General features: G+C 63.0%; 13 protein-coding genes. 4 read left to right on the plus strand and 9 right to left on the minus strand.

Annotation, left to right across the window (positions count from 1 at the left end; translation table 11 throughout):
- Positions 1–134: 134 nt before the first annotated feature.
- Positions 135–2138, plus strand: a complete 2004-nt coding sequence (locus KF712_17050) for a UvrD-helicase domain-containing protein (GenBank protein ID MBX3742695.1) — start codon at positions 135–137, stop codon at positions 2136–2138.
- A gap of 32 nt (positions 2139–2170) precedes the next feature.
- Here KF712_17050 and KF712_17055 read toward each other — a convergent pair whose 3' ends face one another.
- The 8 genes from KF712_17055 to KF712_17090 form a co-directional block, all read right to left on the minus strand.
- Positions 2171–2701 carry a hypothetical protein gene (locus tag KF712_17055; GenBank protein MBX3742696.1) on the minus strand — a complete coding sequence of 177 codons (531 nt, stop codon included), beginning with the start codon at positions 2699–2701 and terminating at the stop codon, positions 2171–2173.
- A gap of 153 nt (positions 2702–2854) precedes the next feature.
- Positions 2855–4696, minus strand: coding sequence for a glutamine--fructose-6-phosphate transaminase (isomerizing) (gene glmS, locus KF712_17060; GenBank protein ID MBX3742697.1), 1842 nt, complete (start codon positions 4694–4696; stop codon positions 2855–2857).
- A gap of 13 nt (positions 4697–4709) precedes the next feature.
- Complete coding sequence (locus KF712_17065) at positions 4710–5564, minus strand: hypothetical protein (protein ID MBX3742698.1); 855 nt, start codon at positions 5562–5564, stop codon at positions 4710–4712.
- Positions 5561–6907 carry a phosphoglucosamine mutase gene (locus tag KF712_17070; GenBank protein MBX3742699.1) on the minus strand — a complete coding sequence of 449 codons (1347 nt, stop codon included), beginning with the start codon at positions 6905–6907 and terminating at the stop codon, positions 5561–5563. The genes KF712_17065 and KF712_17070 overlap by 4 nt, the downstream gene beginning before the upstream one ends.
- A gap of 59 nt (positions 6908–6966) precedes the next feature.
- Positions 6967–7788, minus strand: a complete 822-nt coding sequence (locus KF712_17075) for a glutamate racemase (GenBank protein MBX3742700.1) — start codon at positions 7786–7788, stop codon at positions 6967–6969.
- 106 nt (positions 7789–7894) lie between these two features.
- Positions 7895–10177, minus strand: a complete 2283-nt coding sequence (gene katG / locus KF712_17080; protein ID MBX3742701.1) for a catalase/peroxidase HPI — start codon at positions 10175–10177, stop codon at positions 7895–7897.
- A 533-nt stretch (positions 10178–10710) separates the two neighbouring features.
- Positions 10711–10944 (minus strand): hypothetical protein, encoded by a 234-nt coding sequence (locus KF712_17085; protein MBX3742702.1) that lies wholly within the window; start codon positions 10942–10944, stop codon positions 10711–10713.
- Positions 10945–11016: 72 nt separating this feature from the next.
- Positions 11017–12939, minus strand: coding sequence for an ABC transporter ATP-binding protein (locus tag KF712_17090; GenBank protein ID MBX3742703.1), 1923 nt, complete (start codon positions 12937–12939; stop codon positions 11017–11019).
- Between the two features lie 516 nt (positions 12940–13455).
- Here KF712_17090 and topB point away from each other — a divergent pair.
- Positions 13456–16011: a DNA topoisomerase III gene (gene topB / locus KF712_17095; protein MBX3742704.1), complete on the plus strand. Its 2556-nt coding sequence runs from the start codon at positions 13456–13458 to the stop codon at positions 16009–16011.
- 250 nt (positions 16012–16261) lie between these two features.
- Here the strand turns inward: topB and gpmI are convergent, their stop codons facing one another.
- The gene (gene gpmI, locus KF712_17100; GenBank protein ID MBX3742705.1) at positions 16262–17800 is read right to left on the minus strand and encodes a 2,3-bisphosphoglycerate-independent phosphoglycerate mutase; all 1539 of its coding nucleotides are present in this window, start codon (positions 17798–17800) and stop codon (positions 16262–16264) included.
- A 131-nt stretch (positions 17801–17931) separates the two neighbouring features.
- On the opposite strand from gpmI, the gene KF712_17105 reads away from it, so the two are divergent.
- Positions 17932–19542: a S8 family serine peptidase gene (locus KF712_17105; protein ID MBX3742706.1), complete on the plus strand. Its 1611-nt coding sequence runs from the start codon at positions 17932–17934 to the stop codon at positions 19540–19542.
- A 351-nt stretch (positions 19543–19893) separates the two neighbouring features.
- Positions 19894–20619 carry an esterase family protein gene (locus tag KF712_17110; protein MBX3742707.1) on the plus strand — a complete coding sequence of 242 codons (726 nt, stop codon included), beginning with the start codon at positions 19894–19896 and terminating at the stop codon, positions 20617–20619.
- Positions 20620–20621 lie beyond the last annotated feature (2 nt).

The raw sequence follows: 20621 nt of genomic DNA on the forward strand, positions 1-20621 counted from the left end.
GGAACTGCCTAGTCACAAAGCTATTCCACGCATTTATGCAAGAACATTAAACCTCGTTTCATCCGGGGACAGAGATTGCCCGGAGCCCGCTATTGTCATCCGTCCTCTTCCCGGCTTCCATCTCCGCCCCGCCGATGGCTTCCGCTTTTTCCTTCGATTCCCTCAACCTCGCCCAACGCCAAGCTGTCGGCGCGCTGGATGGCCCCGTGCTCATCCTTGCTGGTGCCGGGACGGGGAAAACCCGCACGGTGACGTGCCGCATCGCCCACATGCTGGAGCGGAAGATCCCCGCTGATGAGATCCTCGCGGTGACCTTCACCAACAAAGCGGCCAGCGAGATGCGCGAGCGGATCGGCGGCATGGTGTCGAAGAAGGCGGCGAACGCGATGACCGTCTGCACCTTCCACTCCCTCTGTGTGCGCATTCTCCGCGGCGGCATCGACAAGCTGGGCTACAAGAAGAACTTCTCGATCTGCTCCCATTCGGACCAGGTCGGCATCATGAAACAGTTGCTCGTCCGCATGGGCGGCACCGATGAAAAGGTGAAGCCGGACGCGGTGCTATCCGCCATTTCCAACGCGAAGAACAAGGGTCTCGATCCGGCAGACCTGCAGGATGATTTCTTCGCCAGTCTCGCCGTCGCCTACAACAACGAGCTGCGCGCCCAGAACGCCGTCGATTTCGACGACCTCCTGCTCCTGGCCGAGCAGATCCTGCGCGAGCACGAGGACGTCCGCTCCCACTTCCGCCGGACCTACACCCGTGTCACGGTCGATGAGTTCCAGGACACCAACGCGCTCCAGATGCAGCTCCTCCAGCAGCTCGTCGGAGATCCCTACCATGTCTGCGTGGTGGGTGACGACGACCAGTCCATCTATGGCTTCCGGGGCGCGGAGTCCGCGAACATCCTCCAGTTCGAGAGATTCTTCCCGGACCCGAAGATCATCCGCCTGGAGGAAAACTACCGCTCCAGCCACGCCATCCTCCACACCGCGAACAGCCTGATCCGGCACAACACGGGCCGGCGTGAGAAGATCCTCCGCTCCACCCGTATGGGCGGGGACAATGTGCGCGTGGTAGCCATGCCCGGAGACGAGGAGGAGGCGGAGTTCATCGCCGAGGAAATCCTTGCCGGGAAAGGCGCGGTCGGACGGAACTGGGAGGACTTCGCCGTCCTCTTCCGCACCAACAGCCAGAGCCGGAAGCTGGAACTGGCCCTCCGCGAGCGGAAGATCCCCTACCGGATGGTGGGAGCGCAGAGTTTCTACGACCGCCGGGAGGTGCGCGATGTGCTCGCCTACGTGCAGTTGCTTGCCTCACCGGATGCGGATGTGCCGCTGCTGCGGGTCATCAACTCGCCGAACCGGGGCATCGGCCAGACCACCGCCGTGCTCGCCACGGACTGGAGCCGCGAGAACAACCAGTCCGTCTGGCAGGCGCTGTGCGATCCGTATTTCCTCGATACCCTCGGCCCGAAGTCACGCACCGCCATCCAGGAATTCGTCGCCCTCATCGCGGGCGCGAAGAACCGGATCGAAATCGCCAAGGAGCCACCCTCAGTGGTGCTGGAGGGCATGCTCAAGGAAATGGAATATCTCCAGTGGATCGAGCGCGGCTGCAAGACGGAGAGCGAACGCCAGCAGCGCGGGGAAGGCATTTTCAATGTCATCGACAGCCTCCGCAAACACACGGAGAAGGGCAAGAAACTGCAGGCTTTCCTCGATGAATCCGCCCTCGCCTCCGAACGTGAGGATGACGATCTGGAGAAGAAGCAGGGGGCGACCCTCATCACCATGCACGCCTCGAAAGGGCTGGAGTTCCCCATCGTGTTCCTCGTCGGTCTGGAGGAAGGCTTCCTCCCCCACTCCCGGAGCATCGTGGAAGGCACGAAGGACGAGGAACGCCGTCTGCTCTACGTGGGCATCACCCGCGCCCAGGACAATCTCACCATGACCTACTGCTCCAAGCGGATGAAATACGGTCAGGAGACCCACTGTCAGGTCAGTTCCTTCATCCCCGAACTGGACGATGACTTCCTCGATCACACCAGCTACGACGACATCCTCGGCGCGGAAGCCAGCACCGAAGAGTTGGACAATTTCTTCGGGAACCTGAAGGGGATGCTGGGGGATCTGTGAGCAATCCCGGCATGGCACCCCGCCAGCCGGGTTCACTCCGCCGTCACGCCCCTCGCCGGAAACCGTGGTAGCCTCGTCTCACTTCTGATCGGATTCAACGAACGATCATGGTAGGTCGTCACCAACGCCCCATCGTCTCTCAGTTTTGAGGAGGTGATTTCCTGTTCTTTCAGCGCTTTCGCGACCTCGCCGAAAGCAGGCCATTTCCAATCCCAACGGGTCGTTCCATCCTCAATGCTCACAAAGCGGGTGAACAACAGGCTGGGATAAGCTTTCAGCAACGGCGTTTCCGCTCCCCCCTCTTTCTGTGCCAGCAAGTGGATGGTGGACACGTTGTTCTCGTCGGTTTCGTAGCGGCAGAATATCTCGGCGGGAGGATGTCCGGTGCCATAGAGAATAATTCTGCCATCCCGATAATCCGAGAAGTGGATGGAATCACACATACAAGCGGGACCTTGTCGGTAGATCCCCTCCAGGCTCCCCGGCAGCAGGGCGATTCCCAGAAACAAGGCAGACGCTCCGACCAAACCAAAGGTCGCCTTCAAGATGAAGGTGCGCGACATGCCGGGTTCCATAGGAACCAATCATCCATCACATCGGCGGCCCGCCCGTCCAGAGGAAACTCCACTTGGTTTGCTTACAACCAGATGCGGGATGCCGGGATGATGGGGATCTTCCCCGCCGGACGCCATGGAATGGCATCCCTGTCATTCGGATCACTCCACCGTCACGCTCTTCGCCAGGTTCCGCGGCTGGTCAATCTCGCAGCCGCGGTGTTTCGCGACGAAGTAGGAGAACAACTGCAGCGCCACCACGGCGGGCACCGTGGAGACCAGCGGATGGGTGCGTGGGATGGCGATGTAGTCGTCCATGGCCTCTGCGGTTTCATGGTCGCCTTCGCTGATGATGCCGAGAATCTTCGCACCGCGCGCGCGGCACTCCTCGACGTTGCCAAGGGTTTTGTCCTTGCCGGGGATGTCCACTGCCAGCGCGATCACCGGAGTGCCTTCCTGGAGGAGGGCGATCGGTCCGTGCTTGAGCTCCGCCGCGTGGTAACCCTCCGCGTGGATGTAGGAGATTTCCTTGAGCTTCAGCGCGCCTTCCAGCGCCACCGGATACATCGGGCCACGGCCGATGAAGAAAGCATGCTCGTTCGCGCTGTATTCCTTGGCAATCGCCTCGATGCGGTCGCTCTGCGCGATGACCTTGCTGACGAGCGACGGGATCGACTCGATCTCACGGGCGAAGCGGATGCCTTCGTCACGGGAAACGCGGCGACCACGGCCAAGCTTGAGCGCCATCATCAGCAGCACCGCCACCTGGGAGGTGAATGCCTTGGTCGATGCCACGGAGATTTCCGGACCGGCGTGGAGATACACCCCGCGCCCCGTCTCACGGGCGATGGTGGAGCCCACCACGTTGCAGAGGCTCATCACGAACGCGCCTTTCTGGCGTGCCTCGCGCACCGCCGCCAGCGTGTCCGCGGTTTCCCCGGATTGGGAAATGGCCACCACGAAGTCGCGGCTGCCCAGCAGCGGGTTCCGGTAGCGGAATTCCGCCGCCTGCTCCACTTCGGCATGCACATCCGCCATGTCCTCGAAGGCATATTCGCCGACCAGACCGGCGTGCAGGGAGGTGCCGCAGCCGACGAGCACCACGCGGCTCAGCTCCGCCAGTTCACGCGGCGAGGTTGCCATGCCGGAAAGCACGGCCGAGCCGATGTCCAGATCCAGGCGTCCGCGGATGGTGTTGGAGAGCGCGTCCGGTTGCTCGTGGATTTCCTTGAGCATGAAATGTTCGAAACCGCCCTTCTCCGCCGCTGCGGCGTCGATGCCCAGTTCCGCGATCTCCCGCGTCACCGGCACGTTGTTGAGGTCACGGATCTCCACGGAGTCTCCGGTGACGATGGCGATGTCATTGTCATCCAGGTAGATCACCCGCTTGGTGTGGGCGACGATGGCGGAGGCGTCCGACGCGATGATCGTCTCGCCATCACCCACGCCAATCACGATCGGGCTGCCACGGCGGGCGGTGATGATGCGGTCCGGCTCCCGGGCCGACAGCACGGCGATGCCGAAGGTCCCCTCCACCTGGTGGAGCGCGTCCGTCACGGCCTGGAACAGGTCGCCCTTGTCACAGTCGCCGATGAGATGTGCCAGCACCTCGGTGTCCGTCTCCGAGTAGAAATGGTGCCCCTTCCCCTCCAGGCGGGCACGCAACGCGCGGTAGTTCTCGATGATGCCGTTGTGGACCAGTGCGATTTCCTCCGACTGGTCGAGGTGCGGGTGGGCGTTGGCCTCGGTGGGCGGGCCGTGGGTCGCCCAGCGGGTGTGGGCGATACCGATGCTCGCGCGCTGCATCAGTTCCGGCGTCCATGAGATACGGGTCTTGTCCTTGAGGATGGCGACCTTGCCCGGAGCCTTGGTGACCATCACCCGGTCGTCGTCCAGGATCGCCAGACCGGCGGAGTCATAGCCACGGTATTCCAGACGGCGCAGGCCGTTGATGAGGACGGAGGCGGCGTCCGCCTTTCCGATGTATCCGACAATGCCACACATGATGAGAAATGGTTCAGAATAAGGATTTCAGCACATCCTTGCGGACGATCTCGCCCGGAAGCGTGCTGGTTTTCGGCCAAAGTTTCCGGCCAGGATAGATGGAAGTGTTGATGCCGGTGTGCACACCGTCGCCCACGATGGTACCGAATTTCCGGCGGCCGGTATCGACCATTTTGCCGTCCACGCGGGAGGTATGGTTGCCTCCGTCATGACGGAGGTTGGAGGTGGTGGTGCCGGCACCGAAGTTGACACTCTCCCCGAGTACGGAGTCCCCGACATAGGAAAGGTGCCCGACATTCGTCTTTGAAAGGATCAAGCAGTTCTTGATCTCCACGGATTGGCCGATGTGGCACTTGTCACCGACGGAGGTGTTGCCGCGCAGGTAGCAGTTCGGGCCGACCTTGCAGTTCTCGCCGATGATCACGTTGCCCTCGATGAAGACGCCCGGTAGGATCCGGCTGCCCTTGCCGAGTTGGATCCGTCCTTCGATGACCGCGAGCGGGTGGACCTCGCCTTCAATGCGGTCTTCGCAAAGCGCGCCGACAAATTGCTCGTTCGCGCGCAGCAGGTCCCACGGATAGCGGATCAGGAAAGAGGCTGCGCCCTGCAAGGCGGAGTGCATGTCAGGCTCAGCACCGATCCAGGCCAGCGCTTCGCCGGCCTCATCGCACAAGGTGGTGCGGTGGGATTCGGCGAGCTGGGTGAGATCCGCCGCGGAAAGCCAAGCGTGTGGATGGACGGTAAGTTTTCCCTCCAGCCCGGCGGCAGTCAGTGCGTCCGCCTGGTGCCGCTTCAGCGGGATGTTGCCGATGGGATATTCCTCGATCTCCCTGGTCAGGGAAAGTGGTGCACACGTTCCGCCGCTCATCCGATCTCCTCCTTGATCGCGTCCGTGAACCTGGAAACCCAGCGCTCCACCTGCTCCGCGTCGCGGTGCTCCACAAGCACGCGGATCTTGTTTTCCGTTCCGGAGTAGCGGATGAGGTGGCGTCCCTGGTCACCGAAGTCCCCCGTGGCCTCATCCATCAGAGCGTTGAGTTTTTTGAGCGAACCGATGGCGGGCTTCGCCTTGGTCGGCAGGTTCACCAGTTGGGTCGGATACTCGGTCATCACCGAGGAAAGCTGGGCCATGGTCGCGTTGCGCTCCTTCATCAGGCGGATGATCTGCAGCGCGCTCATGATGCCGTCACCGGTCGTCGAGTGATCCGCGAAAATCAAGTGGCCCGAGTTCTCGCCGCCGAACGAATAACCGTTCTTCCGGATGCACTCGATGACGTTGCGGTCACCCACCGCGGTGGTCTCCACCTTGATGCCCTGCTTCTTCATCGCCTCGATCAGACCGAGGTTGCTCATCACCGTGGCGACGAGGGTATCTTTCTTCAGGCGTCCTTGTTCCTTGAGGCCGATCGCGCACAGCGCCAGCACCCGGTCACCGGTCACCACCTGCCCGTTCGCGTCCGTGAAGATGACGCGGTCCGCATCCCCGTCGAAGGACACACCGAGGTCGGCGTTGTGCAGTCGGACCAGGTCGCCGGCGGTTCCGGGATAAAGGGCGCCGCAGCCGTCGTTGATGTTGAGACCGTCCGGGTCGATGCCGGTGGTGATCACCTCCGCCCCGAGTTCCCGGAAAATCAGCGGCGCGATCGAGTAGGCCGCGCCGTTTCCGCAATCGAGCACGATCTTCATGCCGTGCAGGGAGATGTTGTCCGCGGTGTGCTTGGCGAACTCGATGTAGCGGCCGCGGGCGTCGTCGATGCGCTTCGCCTTGCCGATCTGGGCGGCGGGCAACGGGCTCGCCTCCGGCTCGTCGCCGAGAATGTGGCGCTCGATGATGGCCTCCAGCTCGTCGGAAAGCTTGTAGCCGTCCGGCCCGAAAATCTTCAACCCGTTGTCCTCGTAGGGATTGTGGGAGGCCGTGAGCATGATGCCCGCGGTCGCGCCCATCGACTTGATCAGGTGGGCCACCGCCGGGGTAGGCAGCGGACCGACCAGCAGCACGTCCATCCCCATGGAAACCAGCCCGCTGGTGAGGGCGGTTTCCAGCATGTAGCCGGAGATGCGGGTGTCCTTGCCCACCAGCACCCGGTTGCGGTTCGTCCCGGACGTCCGCATCACCCGCGCCACGGCCTTGCCCACGCGCAGGGCCACTTCCGCCGTGATCGGGAATTCATTTGCCCTGCCACGGATGCCATCGGTTCCAAAAAGTTTCATATAAGGGGTCGGGGCGCGGAGTAGCTCAGATTCCGAGGCTTTAAACAAGAGCGAATCGGTTACGGACCCAAGACCGCGCGGTGGATCCGGCCAGGCGATTTCTTCAGGAATTGACGCGCGAGATCTTCGAACTGCTCGGAAAGGTCGGTCAGGTGGAGTTCCAGGCTTCCCTCCCGTTCGCGGGAGGCCAGCAGTTCCAGCCGCGTCAGCTCCTGCTTCAGATGCTCCGCACAGGTGGTGGCGGAATCGACCAGCCTCACATCCCCCGGGAGGAGGTCTTTCAACACGGGGATCAGCAGCGGATAATGCGTGCAGGCCAACATGAGCGTGTCGATGCCGCGGTCGATCAGCGGGTTCAGGTAGGTTTTCAGCACCTCGCGGGTCGCCGGATGGTCGATCCAGTTTTCCTCGACCAGCGGGACCAGCAGCGGGGCCGCCTGCCCATGGATCAGCAGGCCGGTGCGTTTCTGCGCCAGCGCATGCTGGTAGGCGTGGGAGCGGATGGTGCCACGGGTGGCGATGATCCCGATCCGGGCCGCCCCATCGTCCTCCAGAACCGCCTCCACCCCCGGCTGGATCACGCCGATGATGGGCACACGGTATTGCTGGTGCAGTTGCGGCAGCGCGTGGGCCGTCGCCGTGTTGCAGGCCACCACCACCGCCTTCACCCCCTTGCTGATCAGGAAGCGGACATCCTCATCCGCGAACTGGCGGATGGTTTCGGGACTTTTCGATCCATAGGGCAGGCGCGCCGTATCCCCCAGATAGAGAATATCTTCCGAAGGAAGAAGCTCCTGGACGGCCCGCACGACCGTCAATCCGCCGACGCCGGAATCGAAAATGCCAAGGGGTGCCGAATTCACTGCCCCGAGTGTGCCCATGACGGCCCGGGGAGCAAGCGGCAAGCTTGTTCGTCTCCACGTTCCACGGAACGCAAAAACGCCCCGAACCTCGAAAGGTCCGGGGCGTGGGAAGGACAGCGTCAGATCACGCCAGATCGAAGCGATCCAGTTCCATCACCTTTGCCCAGGCGGCGACGAAGTCTTTGACGAACTTCTCCTGCGCATCGGCGGTGGCATAGACCTCCGCCAGCGCCCGCAGCACGGCGTGGGAACCGAAGACCAGATCGACACGGGTGCCGGTCCATTTCGGTGCGCCGGTTTTACGGTCGCGGCCATGGAAGGTGTCCTCATCAGGGCTGGTCGGACTCCAGGCCGTGGCCATGTCGAGCAGATTGACGAAGAAGTCGTTGGTGAGGGCACCCGGCCTGTCAGTGAAAACACCATTGGCATCCCCCGGAGCATTCGCACCGAGAACGCGAAGACCTCCGATGAGCACGGTCAGCTCCGGAGCGGTGAGGGTCAGGAGTTGCGCGCGGTCGATCAGCAGTTCCTCGGCGGAGACGGCGTATTTCTGCTTCTGATAGTTGCGGAAACCATCGGCATACGGCTCCAGAACCTCGAACGATTCGACATCGGTCTGCTCCTGCGTGGCATCACCACGACCGGGCGTGAAAGGCACGGTGACCTCATGACCGGCGGCCTGCGCGGCTTTCTCCACGCCGACATTTCCAGCCAGCACGATGAGGTCCGCGAGCGAGACAGACTTTCCTCCGGCGCTGAAGTCACTCCGGATCCCCTCCAGCACACCGAGCACCTTGGAAAGCTGCTCCGGTTGGTTGACCGCCCAGTCCTTCTGCGGGGAAAGACAGATGCGGGCACCGTTGGCACCGCCGCGTTTGTCCGATCCGCGGAAAGTCGAGGCGGAGGCCCAAGCGGTGGATACCAACTCCGAAACGGTGAGGCCGGAGTCCGCGATCTTCGCTTTCAGCGCGGCGATGTCTTTGTCCCCGACCAAAGGCTCAGCAGCAGCCGGAATGGGGTCCTGCCAGATGAGTTCCTCCGCGGGAACCTCCGGACCCAGGTAGCGGGAACGTGGTCCCATGTCCCGGTGGGTGAGCTTGAACCAGGCGCGGGCGAAGGCGTCCGCGAACTGGTCCGGATTCTCCAGGAAGCGTCGGGAGATTTTCTCGTATTCCGGATCGAAGCGCAGGGCGAGGTCCGTGGTGAGCATCATCGGCACCAGCTTTTTGGACGGATCATGCGCGTGCGGAATGGTGGCGCCCGCCCCTTTGGCGACCCACTGCTGCGCGCCCGCAGGACTCTTCGTCAGCTCCCATTCGTAGCCGAAGAGGTTCCAGAAGAAGTTGTTGCTCCACTTCGTCGGGGTGCTGGTCCAGGTGACCTCCAGACCGGAGGTGATGGTATCCCCGCCCTTGCCCGTGCCGAAGCTGTTCTTCCAGCCGAAGCCCTGGTCCGCGAGGCTGGCCGCCTCCGGCTCCGCGCCGACATTGTCCGCCGGACCGGCACCGTGGGTCTTGCCGAAGGTGTGGCCACCGGCGATGAGTGCCACCGTCTCCTCGTCATTCATGGCCATGCGGCCGAAAGTGTCACGGATGTCGTAGGCGGCCTTCACCGGGTCCGGGTTGCCGTCCGGGCCTTCCGGGTTCACGTAGATGAGGCCCATCTGCACCGCAGCGAGCGGGTTCTCCAGTTTGCGGGAGTGAATGTCGCCGTCCGCATCGTCATCGGAAACGAGCACGCCGCCTTCCTTTTCCACGCCTTCGGAACCGTGGGCATAGCGCTTGTCGCCGCCAAGCCAGGTGGTTTCGCGGCCCCAATAGACGTCCTGGTCCGGTTCCCAGGTATCCGCACGGCCACCGGCGAAGCCGAAGGTTTTGAAGCCCATGGTTTCCAGCGCCACGTTGCCGGTGAGGATATAGAGGTCCGCCCAGGAAATCTTGCGGCCGTATTTCTGCTTGATCGGCCAGAGAAGGCGGCGGGCCTTGTCGAGGCTGACGTTGTCCGGCCAACTGTTGAGCGGGGCGAAGCGCTGCTGCCCGCGGCCACCACCGCCACGGCCGTCGCCGGTACGGTACGTTCCCGCGCTGTGCCACGCCATGCGGATGAAGAGGCCGCCGTAGTGGCCGAAGTCCGCGGGCCACCAGTCCTGGGAATCCGTCATCAGCGCCGCGAGATCCGCTTTCAGCGCGGCGTAGTCCAGCTTCTTGAACTCCTCCGCATAGTCGAAGTCTCCGCCCATGGGATCGGACTTCGCCGAATGCTGGTTGAGGAGGTCGAGGCGGAGGGAATTCGGCCACCAGTCGCGGTTGGAGGTACCCTTGGAGGGCGAATGGCTGAAAGGGCATTTGCCCTTCGGGGCGGCAGCGGCGGAATGGTCAACGGGACAGCGTGAGGCTTCTTCTGACATGGGATCTCTTGGTGCTTATGGGTTGCAAAGCGGGTGGGATGGCTCCTCCCGGCATGCGCCGCGTGGAGACGGCTGACACATACACGGAAATCCACAGGAGTCCATCCACCGCTGAACCGCGGGAAGCCGGAAATGGCCTCCGGAGGCACTTGCCACAGGGGGAACAAAGCCACCCGGATCGCGGCAAACCCGCTCAACAACAGGAAATCTTATCCTATCCCGGATCCTCGATCCATAGGAATGGCCTATGCTTCATATTTCATCCGCAATGCGGGGCGCATGAGACGAAAACAAACAGGCAGGGTCAAAGAATGTACATGCGCCCGGAGCAGGAGAGCAAGGAGGGGCGACATTGCGGCAGGGCCGCTATGTCCGCTGCGCTCCCATTCCTGCCCCCCGGCGGTATTGCGATGCGGAAGAGGCGAATCTTCCCTGAATCGCCTTTGCTGCGGGTTCCTGTTGCAGCCGGAGGACAGGAGTGTCCTCCCTCCTTACGGCGGGTCCGGAGACCCGCCGCTTGCCGGGTGAGGGCTTCAGTATTGGAAGGTGCCGCGGCAGTTCCAGCAGCGGAACCACTGGCGGTAGTTGGTTTCCTCGACGATGTCGTTGAGGGCGTAGCAATACGGGCAGGACACGCGGGTCCAGCGCCGGTAGCGGCCGCCGACTTCATCTTCGCCGGGTTTCACAAGATCGGTGATCTCCGCATCTCCGGGTGCCTCGCCGGCGACGCCGACGCCGATCTCTTCTTTTTTCCGTTCGTCTGACATGGTTGGTTGGTGTTCTGGTTGTCTGGTTGGGTGCCCGTCCCTCGCGGGGTTGGGGGCTGAGAGTTTCAGGGATCAGATGGGCATGGCCATGGCGGCACCGCCTCCTTCCGGCGGCCCACCGGGAGGCTCATGGGGTGCCTGCGGCACCGCAGGCTGGGCCGCGGCACCGGATGCCTCTTCGTAGAGCTGGCGGAACAGGCCGGGCTGGGCGAGCAGCTCCTCCGCGGTGCCGGACTGGATGATGCAGCCTTCGTTGAGGACGTGGAAATAGTCGCAGAAGCGGGATTGCCATACGATGTCATGGTCGACCACGACCACGGTCCTCCCCTCCAGGGAGCGGCGCATGGTCCCGATGAGCGGGAATTTCTCCATCGGCCCCATGCCGGTGGTCGGTTCGTCCAGGAAAAGCACGGAGGGCTTCCGCAGCAGGCAGCGGGTGAGGGCGAAGAGTTTCTTCTGGCCGCCGGAAAGCCCGCTGCCCGCCGCGAACGGCCGGTCCAGCGCGCCGGGCCCCATGGATTTTTCCAGCACGGCATCCAGCCCCGTCAGACGCATGGCGGCGGTGATCTCCGCATCATCCGCATCTGGCACGGCCACGCGCATGTTCTCCCGCACCGTATCATAGAAGAAGGCGGGGAACTGGGACATCAGCACCAGATGGCGGCGGACCTCGGACAGGGGCAGTTCCCGGATCGGCCTCCCACCGAGCAACACCTCGCCGGACTGCCAGTCATAGAACCGCAGCGCGAGACGGAAAAAAGTGGTCTTCCCCTGCCCGGGCCGGGCGACAAATCCGGTGACCTTTCCCGGAGCGATCAGGAATGAGGCCCCTTCCAGCACGTTCGGCCGCTCGCCCGGCGCGTAACTGAAGACGAGATCGCGCGCTTCCAGCGATGGCACGATGGAGGAATCACCTGCCTGCTTCGCGGGTTCCTGTTTCTCCGGAGCGGAGGACAGGATGTCATCGATCATCTCCATCGGCGGCCAGCTCATGCGCAGGGTGATGCCGAAGCCGGAAAGCTGCTGCACGGCGGCCATCAGCAGCGGGGTGAGCATGGCCACCTGGACGATGGTGCCCGGCTGGCCGCCCACGCCGCGCATTTCCAGGAAGATCGCCAGGCCGAGGAACCCGGCCAGCACGACGGTGCCGGGCAGACGCCCGAAGGTGTTCACCTTTTCCATGGTGACGGTCTGCGACATCATCAGGGAAAGCGAGCGGTCCAGCAGGCCGGAGAGCTTCCTTTCGAAGACCGGCTCCGCCCGCATCGCCTGGATCTCCTCCGGTGCCTTCAGCGCACCGCCGATGAGCGTGGCCAGACCCAGGCTCTGGTTCTGCACCGCCGCCGCATCGCGCTGGAGGAACTCCCCCATCCGATTGACGATCCAAGGAGAACTGAGCGCGAACAGCAGGATGGCACCGAACATGACCCACACACCGTTCACCCCGAAGACGGTCCACACCACCGGCCCGCTGGCCAGCCCCATGAGGGATTGGTAGATCGTGAAGCCGATCACCCCGATCGCCACCACCTGGAGCACCGGCTCCACCAGCAGCCGCCGGATGCTGCCGGAGATCTGGTTCGAGTATTGGTTCACGATCATCGTCAATCGATCCGAATCGTTCTGGTGGAAGAACTTCGGCGGCTGCCGCAGGAGCGCGGAAAAGAGATCCGCCTTCACCGCATTGGATATCTTCCCGTCCAGCCGCGCCACCAGCCACTGGAAGCCGAAGCCGCCAACAAGCAGCACCACCGTGAAGCCGATCCAATGCCAATAGGTCGCCAGCAGCCCGCCATCGAACGGAACCGGAGCGGCTCCTTTCGCTCCGCCCTGGGAGAAATGATTCGTCAGTTTCCCCAGATAAACCGCCACCTGTTGCGGGAGGATCGTCTGGATCAGCAGGTGCCCCACGATGTAGAGGGAAACCATCCCCATATGACAGCCGAGGTATTTCCTGCCGAATTTCCAGAGGACGGAAAAGCGGAACGGACTCACGGGTTCATCGGTCGGCCCAGCTCCTCCGGGGGACATCCCGGCCGGGGCGGCGACCGCCACGGCGGGCGCTCCTCCCCCACTCTTCACCGGTATGGCTGATTTCGGTTCCATTTGATCGGGGGTGTACCGGCAGGTTCAGGAAAACGGGAAACGCACACGGGTTTCAAACAAATCAATGACTATCTAACTGCCGGTTTCGGCCCCGGAGTTCAATGGTAATCTCCACTTCACCTCACCAACGCCACAGCGCGTGGATTCTTAGGCTCCGCCATAAATTCGCAGGAGGAAGTTTGATCAAATGAAATCTCCGGATCCAGCAACCGGGACTTCATGGGTAAAATTTCAATATTTCCTGATCTTCAATCTTTCCAAATACCCATTCCTCGTTCATGGGAGACAAGGCTGGCGGCGGAAATGCGCCTTCCGGCGACGGATTGGGGAGCTTATCCGCTTGCCAACCCGCGTTTTCCAAGCCTAGTCCCTCCGGCGAACCGCCGAGCCAGCTTTCGATCCACCATGGGAAAAACACTCATCATCGCCGAAAAACCCAGCGTCATGACCGACCTTGCCCGGGTGCTGGCGAAGCCCCTCGGAAAGTTCGAGAAACATGGGTCCGGCCGTGACAACTACTTCGAAAGTGACGAAGCCGTCATCACTTCCGCCGTCGGCCACCTGGTGGAGCTGCGGATGCCCATGGGGCCTAACGGCAAGAAACTGCCGTGGAAATTCGACGTCCTGCCCGCCATTCCGGAACGATTCGAACTGGATCCCATCGCGGATTCCGAGGCCCGGCTGAAACAAGTGCTGAAGCTGGCGAAGCGCAAGGACATCGACCTGATCGTGAATGCCTGCGACGCCGGCCGCGAAGGTGAGCTCATTTTCCAATACATCATGGAGATCGGCGGCATCCAGAAGCCGGTGAAGCGGCTGTGGATGCAGTCCATGACGAACAACTCCATCCTGGAAGCATGGGAAAATCTCCGCTCCGGCGAGCAGATGCGCCCGCTGCGGGACGCCGCGAAATGCCGCTCCGAGTCCGACTGGCTGGTGGGCCTGAACGCCACGCGGGCGCTGACCTGCTTCAACTCCCGCCACGGCGGATTCAACATCACCGCCGCCGGGCGCGTGCAGACCCCCACCCTGGCCATCCTGGCGCAGCGGGAGGCGGAGATCCGCGCTTTCCAGCCGACCGCTTACTTCGAAGTCCACGCGGATTTCGCCGCCAAGGCGGGCAACTACCTGGGCAAGTGGATCGATGAGACCTGGAAGAAGGACGAATCGAACCCCCATGGCCGCGCCGAACGGATCTGGGACCAGAAGCTGGCCGACACCATCAAGGAACGCTGCGACGGCAAGACCGGCGTGGTGACGGAGGAGAAGAAGGCGCAGACCCAGATCTCACCGCAGCTCTATGACCTGACCACGCTCCAGCGCGAGGCTCCTTTCTCCGCAAAGGGCACGCTCCAGATCGCCCAGGCGCTGTATGAGAAGCACAAGATGATCACCTACCCCCGGACGGATTCCCGCTACCTTCCGGAGGACTATTTCCAGAACGTCCGCGAAACGCTCCAGGATGTGGGCAACAGCGATCTCGACGTGGCCCGCTACGCGAAGGCGGTCCTCAAGGGCGGTGCGGATGGCGGCCCGCGCCTCCATCAGTCGAAGCGCGTTTTCGACAGCAAGAAGGTCTCGGATCACTTCGCCATCATCCCTACCGGCAAGATCGCCAAGTTGAGCGACACCGAAGCGAAGGTGTACGACATGATCGTGAAGCGGTTCATCGCCGTCTTTTATCCGTCCGCGGAGTTCGAGCAGACCACCCGCCTGACACGCATCGACCACGGCGGCGTGAAGGACACTTTCAGGACCGATGGCCGCATCCTGGTGAAACCCGGCTGGCTGGAGGTCTATGGCCGCCAGCCCGGCGTTGCATCCGGCAAGGACGAACTGGTTCCCGTGGATGCCGGTGAGAAAACCAAGGTGGATGGCATCGAGGTGATCCACGAAATGACCAAGCCCCCTGCCCGTTTCACCGAGTCCACCCTGCTCTCCGCCATGGAAGGCGCGGGCAAGCTGGTGGATGACGAGGCGCTGCGCGAGGCGATGGCCGAACGCGGGCTGGGCACACCCGCCACCCGAGCCGCCACCATTGAAGGTCTCATCGCCCAGAAATATCTCGCGCGGGATGGTCGTGACCTGCACGTCACCGGCTCCGGCATGCGTCTCATCGACCTGGTCCATGACATGGAGATCGAGGGCCTTTACTCGCCCAAGATGACGGGGGACTGGGAGTACAAGCTGCGCCAGATGGAGCAGGGACTCCTGCAACGCCCGGTCTTCATGAAGGAGATCATCGCCTATACGAAGGACATCGTGGACAAGGCGCACCAACGTGCGGAGGAGGCGAAGAACCAGGCCTTCCCGGATGTGGAGGTCCACCACCCGGTCCACGGCGACTTCTCATTGAAACAGACGGATGCCACCTACGAGTCGCGCGAGCCATCCGCCCCGTTCAAGATCAAGAAACACATCGCCGGACGCAGCATCACCGAGGACGAACTGCGGGAGCTGTTCGCAAAGGGCAAGACCCAGGTGCTGAGCGGCTTCAAATCGAAATTCAACAAGCCGTTCGAAGCGGCGCTGGCACTGGACGACAAATTCAAGGTCAACTTCGCCTTCGAGAACGAGGACAAGGAAGCCGCCGTGGAGCTGACGGAGGAGCAGGTCATCGGCGAGGCGACCACCCCGGATGGCAGGACCGTGAAGGTCTATGCCTCCGAGAAGGCCTATCACATCCCGCAGATCACCACGAAAAAGGATCCGAACGGCATCCGCATCGGCAAGTCCATCCTCCAGCGGGAGATCCCGGAGGATCAGGCCCTGAAGCTCATCTCAACCGGCAAGACCGACCTGCTGAAAGGCTTCATCTCGAACCGCACGAAGCGCGCCTTCGACGCCCACCTCACCTTCGACGTGAAGGACGGCAAGATCGGCTTCGACTTCCCGCCGCGCCCGGCCAAGAAGGCGGCGGCGAAGAAGACCACGGCGAAGAAAGCGGCGAAGGAGGCTTGAGATAACGGCGGGCCCTCCGCCGCTTTGAGGGAGGAACATCACCTGCCGGACGATGTGGTGGAAATCACCACGCTCCAACTTGCGGATGGTATCTTCACTTGGGGAACGTCATGACTGCGACTGATAGCGGCAGAAGACCGCCGCACTCCATGACGCTGCCGCGCTCACCTCAGCTCACTTCCCGGAGACCAATGATCTCCCTTTTCCCCCGGCTGCGGCAGGACGCCGCAGCCACATCCCTTTTATCGCATCACTTCTTCACCAGCAGGCTGGTTCCTGTCATTTCAGCCGGTTGCTTGAGACCGAGCATCTGGAGCAGCGTGGGAGCGAAGTCGGCGAGGATGCCGTCGCGCACGGTGAATTGGTCGGCATCATCCGCGACGTAGATGGCATGGACGAGGTTGGTGGTGTGCGCGGTGTTCGGCGAGCCGTCCGGGTTGCGCATGTATTCGCAGTTGCCGTGGTCCGCGGTGAGGATGAGCTTGCCGCCGAGGCGCAGCGTTTCCTCCACGATCTGGCGGCAGTCGTCGTCGATGGTCTGCACGGCCTTGATGGCCGCCTCCACCACGCCGGTATGGCCGACCATGTCCGGATTGGCGAAGTTGAGGATCACCAGGTCATAATCCTTCAGCTTCTCCACCACGGTGGCGGTGACGAGCGGAGCGCTCATTTCCGGCTTGAAGTCGTAGGTCGGCACATCCTTCGGGGAAGGGATGATGAAGCGGTCCTCGCCCGCGTAGGGCAGTTCCACACCACCGTTGAAGAAATACGTCACATGCGGGTATTTCTCCGTCTCCGCGATGCGCATCTGGTTCAGGCCGGCGGCGGCGACCGTCTCACCCAAACCCATCTCCAGCGTCTGTGAGCCGAAGACGACCGGGCAGCCATACTTCGCGTCATACTCCGTGAGGGTCACGTAGTGGACCTTCGGGATGACGCCGCGGTCGAAGCCCGCGAAGTCCGGGAAGACGAATGCCTCGGAAAGCTCGCGCGCGCGGTCGGCGCGGAAGTTGAAGAACAGGATCACATCCCCGTCACGCACGCGCTGCGTTCCCGCTTCCGTGAAGATCATCGGCGGCATGAACTCGTCCGTCTTGTCGTCCCGGTAGTAGTCGGCAACCGCCTCGCTGGCGAGCACCTCGCGGGTTTCCCCCTGGCCGCGGACGATGGCGTCCCAGGCGAGCTTCACACGGTCCCAGCGCTTGTCCCGGTCCATGGCGAAATAACGGCCCACCACCGTGGCGATCCGCGCGCCGGATTTCGCGGCCTCGTCCTCCACCTTGGCGATGTAGGCGGCACCGCCGGTGGGCGAGGTGTCACGGCCGTCGGTGATGGCGTGGATCATGATATCCTTCACACCCGCATCACCCGCCATTTTCACCATGGCATTGAGCTGGTCCTGGTGGCTGTGGACCCCACCGTCGGAAATCAAACCGATGAAATGGAGACGGCTTGCTTTCGCCTTTTCGAAGGCATCCACCAGCACCGGATTGGCGGCGAGCGTGCCCTCGACTATGGCCTTGTTGATGCGTGTCAGATCCTGATAGACGATGCGGCCCGCGCCGAGGTTGAGGTGGCCCACCTCGGAGTTGCCCATCTGGCCTTCCGGCAGGCCGACGTCCAGACCGGAGGCACTGACGAGACCCTTGGGATATTTCTCGAAAAGCTCGTCATGAAAGGGGGTTTTCGCCAGCAGCGTGGCGTTCCCGTCCTGGATCGCCGTTTGTTTTCCTCCGGGGTTCACACCCCAGCCATCGCGAATAATCAACACCACCGGTTTCTTGGCCATAACGGGGCGGATTTACTCCCCCACCCCCTGCCCCGGCAAGCGCCGAAACCCAGTTCCCCACCGATATTTGGCAACAATTCCGTGGCGGCATGGTTTTATCCACCGGAGGTGATCCCCATAACTCCCGGCCCATGAATCCCAAAACCCGCAACCTCGTCCTGCTGGTGCTCATCTGCGCCCTGCTCGGGTGGTGGCTGGGCCACGGGATGCGGCAGGATGCGCCGGAGCGCGGGGCTGAGGCTGCGGAGCCGCCCGCCCACTCGCCGCGCTACCGTCCGCTGGCGCGGGAAAAGCCCGCCGAACCGCTTTCAGACGAAACCCCGTCCCCGGACCAATTTCCAGACGGCACCACCATCGAGATTTTCGCCAGCAGCCAGCCGGACCAGATCATCCTGCGTTTCCCATCGGCGGATACCTACGGCTCGTTCCTCACCGCCGTGCGGTCCAGCAAGGTGCGGCTGGCAGGAAAGGAGGACCGGCTGCGGGCGATGCGCGTGGCCTTCGACAACTTCGCCGATCTGGACGCCCTGCTGGATGACGAGAACGTGACGCACTACACGTCGCTGCCGGATTTCCCCTCTCCTCCCGCCCACCAGGCAGTGCAGCGTGGGCTGCTGGGCTTCGGCGACCAAGGCCCGGCGTGGCTGGGGGTGACGGGAGACAACTCGCGCTGGGGGGCGGGCGTGCGCGTCGCCATCATCGACGGTGGCATCGTCGGGCATCCGGGACTGCCCAGGATCGCGGAGACCGTGGATGTCACCCCGGAGTCCGGGAATCCCAGCGAGCCGGTGGACCATGGTACCGCGGTGGCATCGATCATTTCAGGGACGAATCCCCGCGGCCCCGGCATCGCCCCCGCAGCCTCCCTCATTTCCATCCGGGTGGTGGATGGCACACTGCGCTCGGACTCGCTTTCATTCGCCTCCGGCCTGCTGGCGGCGGTGGACCACCGGGCGCATCTGGTGAACGTGTCGATGGGCACCTCCGAGGACAATCCGCTGATCCGGGAAGCGGTGGAGATCGTCCAGCGGAGCGGGGCTGTCATCATCGCCGCGGCCGGAAATTCGGCGCAGGAGCAGGCCGCCTATCCGGCGGCCTACCCGGGGGTGATCAGTGTGGGTGCGGTGGACGCGAGCGGCATGCAGGTGGAGTTCTCCAACCATGCGGACATGCTCTCCATCACCGCGCCCGGCTACGCGGTGAATACCGCCGCACCCGGCGGAAACTACGTGCGGATGAGCGGGACGTCCGCCAGCGCGCCCTTTGTCACCGGAGCCATCGCGGCGACCATCAGCACCTCCCCCACCATGCTCACCCCCCGGCAGGCGGCGGAGATCGTGATGGGCCATGCGGATGAGGCCGGCATCCCCGGGCCGGATTCCCAATATGGGGACGGCATCCTCAACCTCCGCCGCATCATGAACCGCAACCTGCCTGGCATCGTCGATGTGGCGATCACTCACCAATCGTTTTCAGCGGACTCTTCAAAGCTTGGCGTCACCCTACAGAACCGCGGGACAAAGCCGCTGGTCAATCTGCTGCTGGAAACCACCTCCGGCGGTGGCGGCAACCGGATGAACATCGACTCCCTGGCTCCGAACGAGGTAAGAACCTTCACCCTGCCCATCGCGCCGGGCTGGCAGTCCCCGTTCCAGGTGACGACCACCGTGGACACCAGCGCGAACGGAGTGGATGTGAAACCCGCCGACAATACCGCAGCCGCAACCTTCCGGCTGAGGTGAGCCACCCCCCCCTTTGACAAGGCATACGGATCGAAACAAGATCGGGCATGCACCGCTGGAACCTCATCGCCCTGATTGCGGTCGTTGTGGCGTGTTTTCCCCGGGGCATCACCCTCCGGCTCTCCTGCGCGCATCCTCTTTCCGGATGAACCAAAACCTCCGCACCCGATCCCGAGATGACCGGGGAGGTGAATGGGCGTTGCGAAGGCCGTGCCGGACAGGATCGCCTTTCTCGCAGCGGGCAGGATCATCGATACGGCCACGCCGCCGCATTCTTCGGCGCACCATCCTCTCCGCAAGGACGGCGTTTCCTTTCCCGGGTAATGAAGTATTGAAAACCCCGGCCACGCCATGCCACACCGCCGCCGCATGAACACCGTCACCCTGCCCAGCACCAACGGAAAGTACAACCGCAAGGCATGGTTCATGCCCGCGGACGGTATCCCTGTGAAGGTCGCTGTTTTCCTGGATGCGGAATACTACCTCGACCACATGGACGCCCCGGCGGTGATCGCGGAGATGGCGGAGCGCGGCATCATCCCTCCCCTCGCCTGTCTCTTCGTCTCGAACAAGGACGCGGAGGCACGGCACCACGATTTCACCTGCAGCGATCCGTTTTCCGACTACATTGCCAACGATGCGCTGCCATGGGCGGTGAGGAAAGCGGGGCTGTCCAGCCGTTCCGGCCACCTCATCGCCGGACTCAGTCTGAGCGGACTGCAGGCCGCCTACATGGCACTGGGTTATCCCGGCACGTTCTCCCATGCGCTCAGCCAATCCGGCTCCTTCTGGTGGGAGGACGAATGGCTGGCGAAGCACCTCCGCGAGTTCATCCCTTCCGAGGGAAAATTCTGGCTCAGTGTGGGATCGGAAGAAAAAGGGGCCGGCATGATCCATGCCCCCACCGATCTCTGCCAGAACACCGACCAGGACGTGGCCGTCGCCAACATGGCCGCAGGCCTGCAATCGCATGGCCACACGATCCGGCACCATGTTTTCCAAGGTGGCCATGCCACCCGTTGCTGGAAGGAAGAGTTGCCCCAGGCGCTGGAGTGGCTGCTTTCCAAAGACCGTTGACC

The organism is Akkermansiaceae bacterium (genome assembly GCA_019634595.1).
In the GTDB taxonomy this organism is placed as follows: domain Bacteria; phylum Verrucomicrobiota; class Verrucomicrobiia; order Verrucomicrobiales; family Akkermansiaceae; genus Luteolibacter.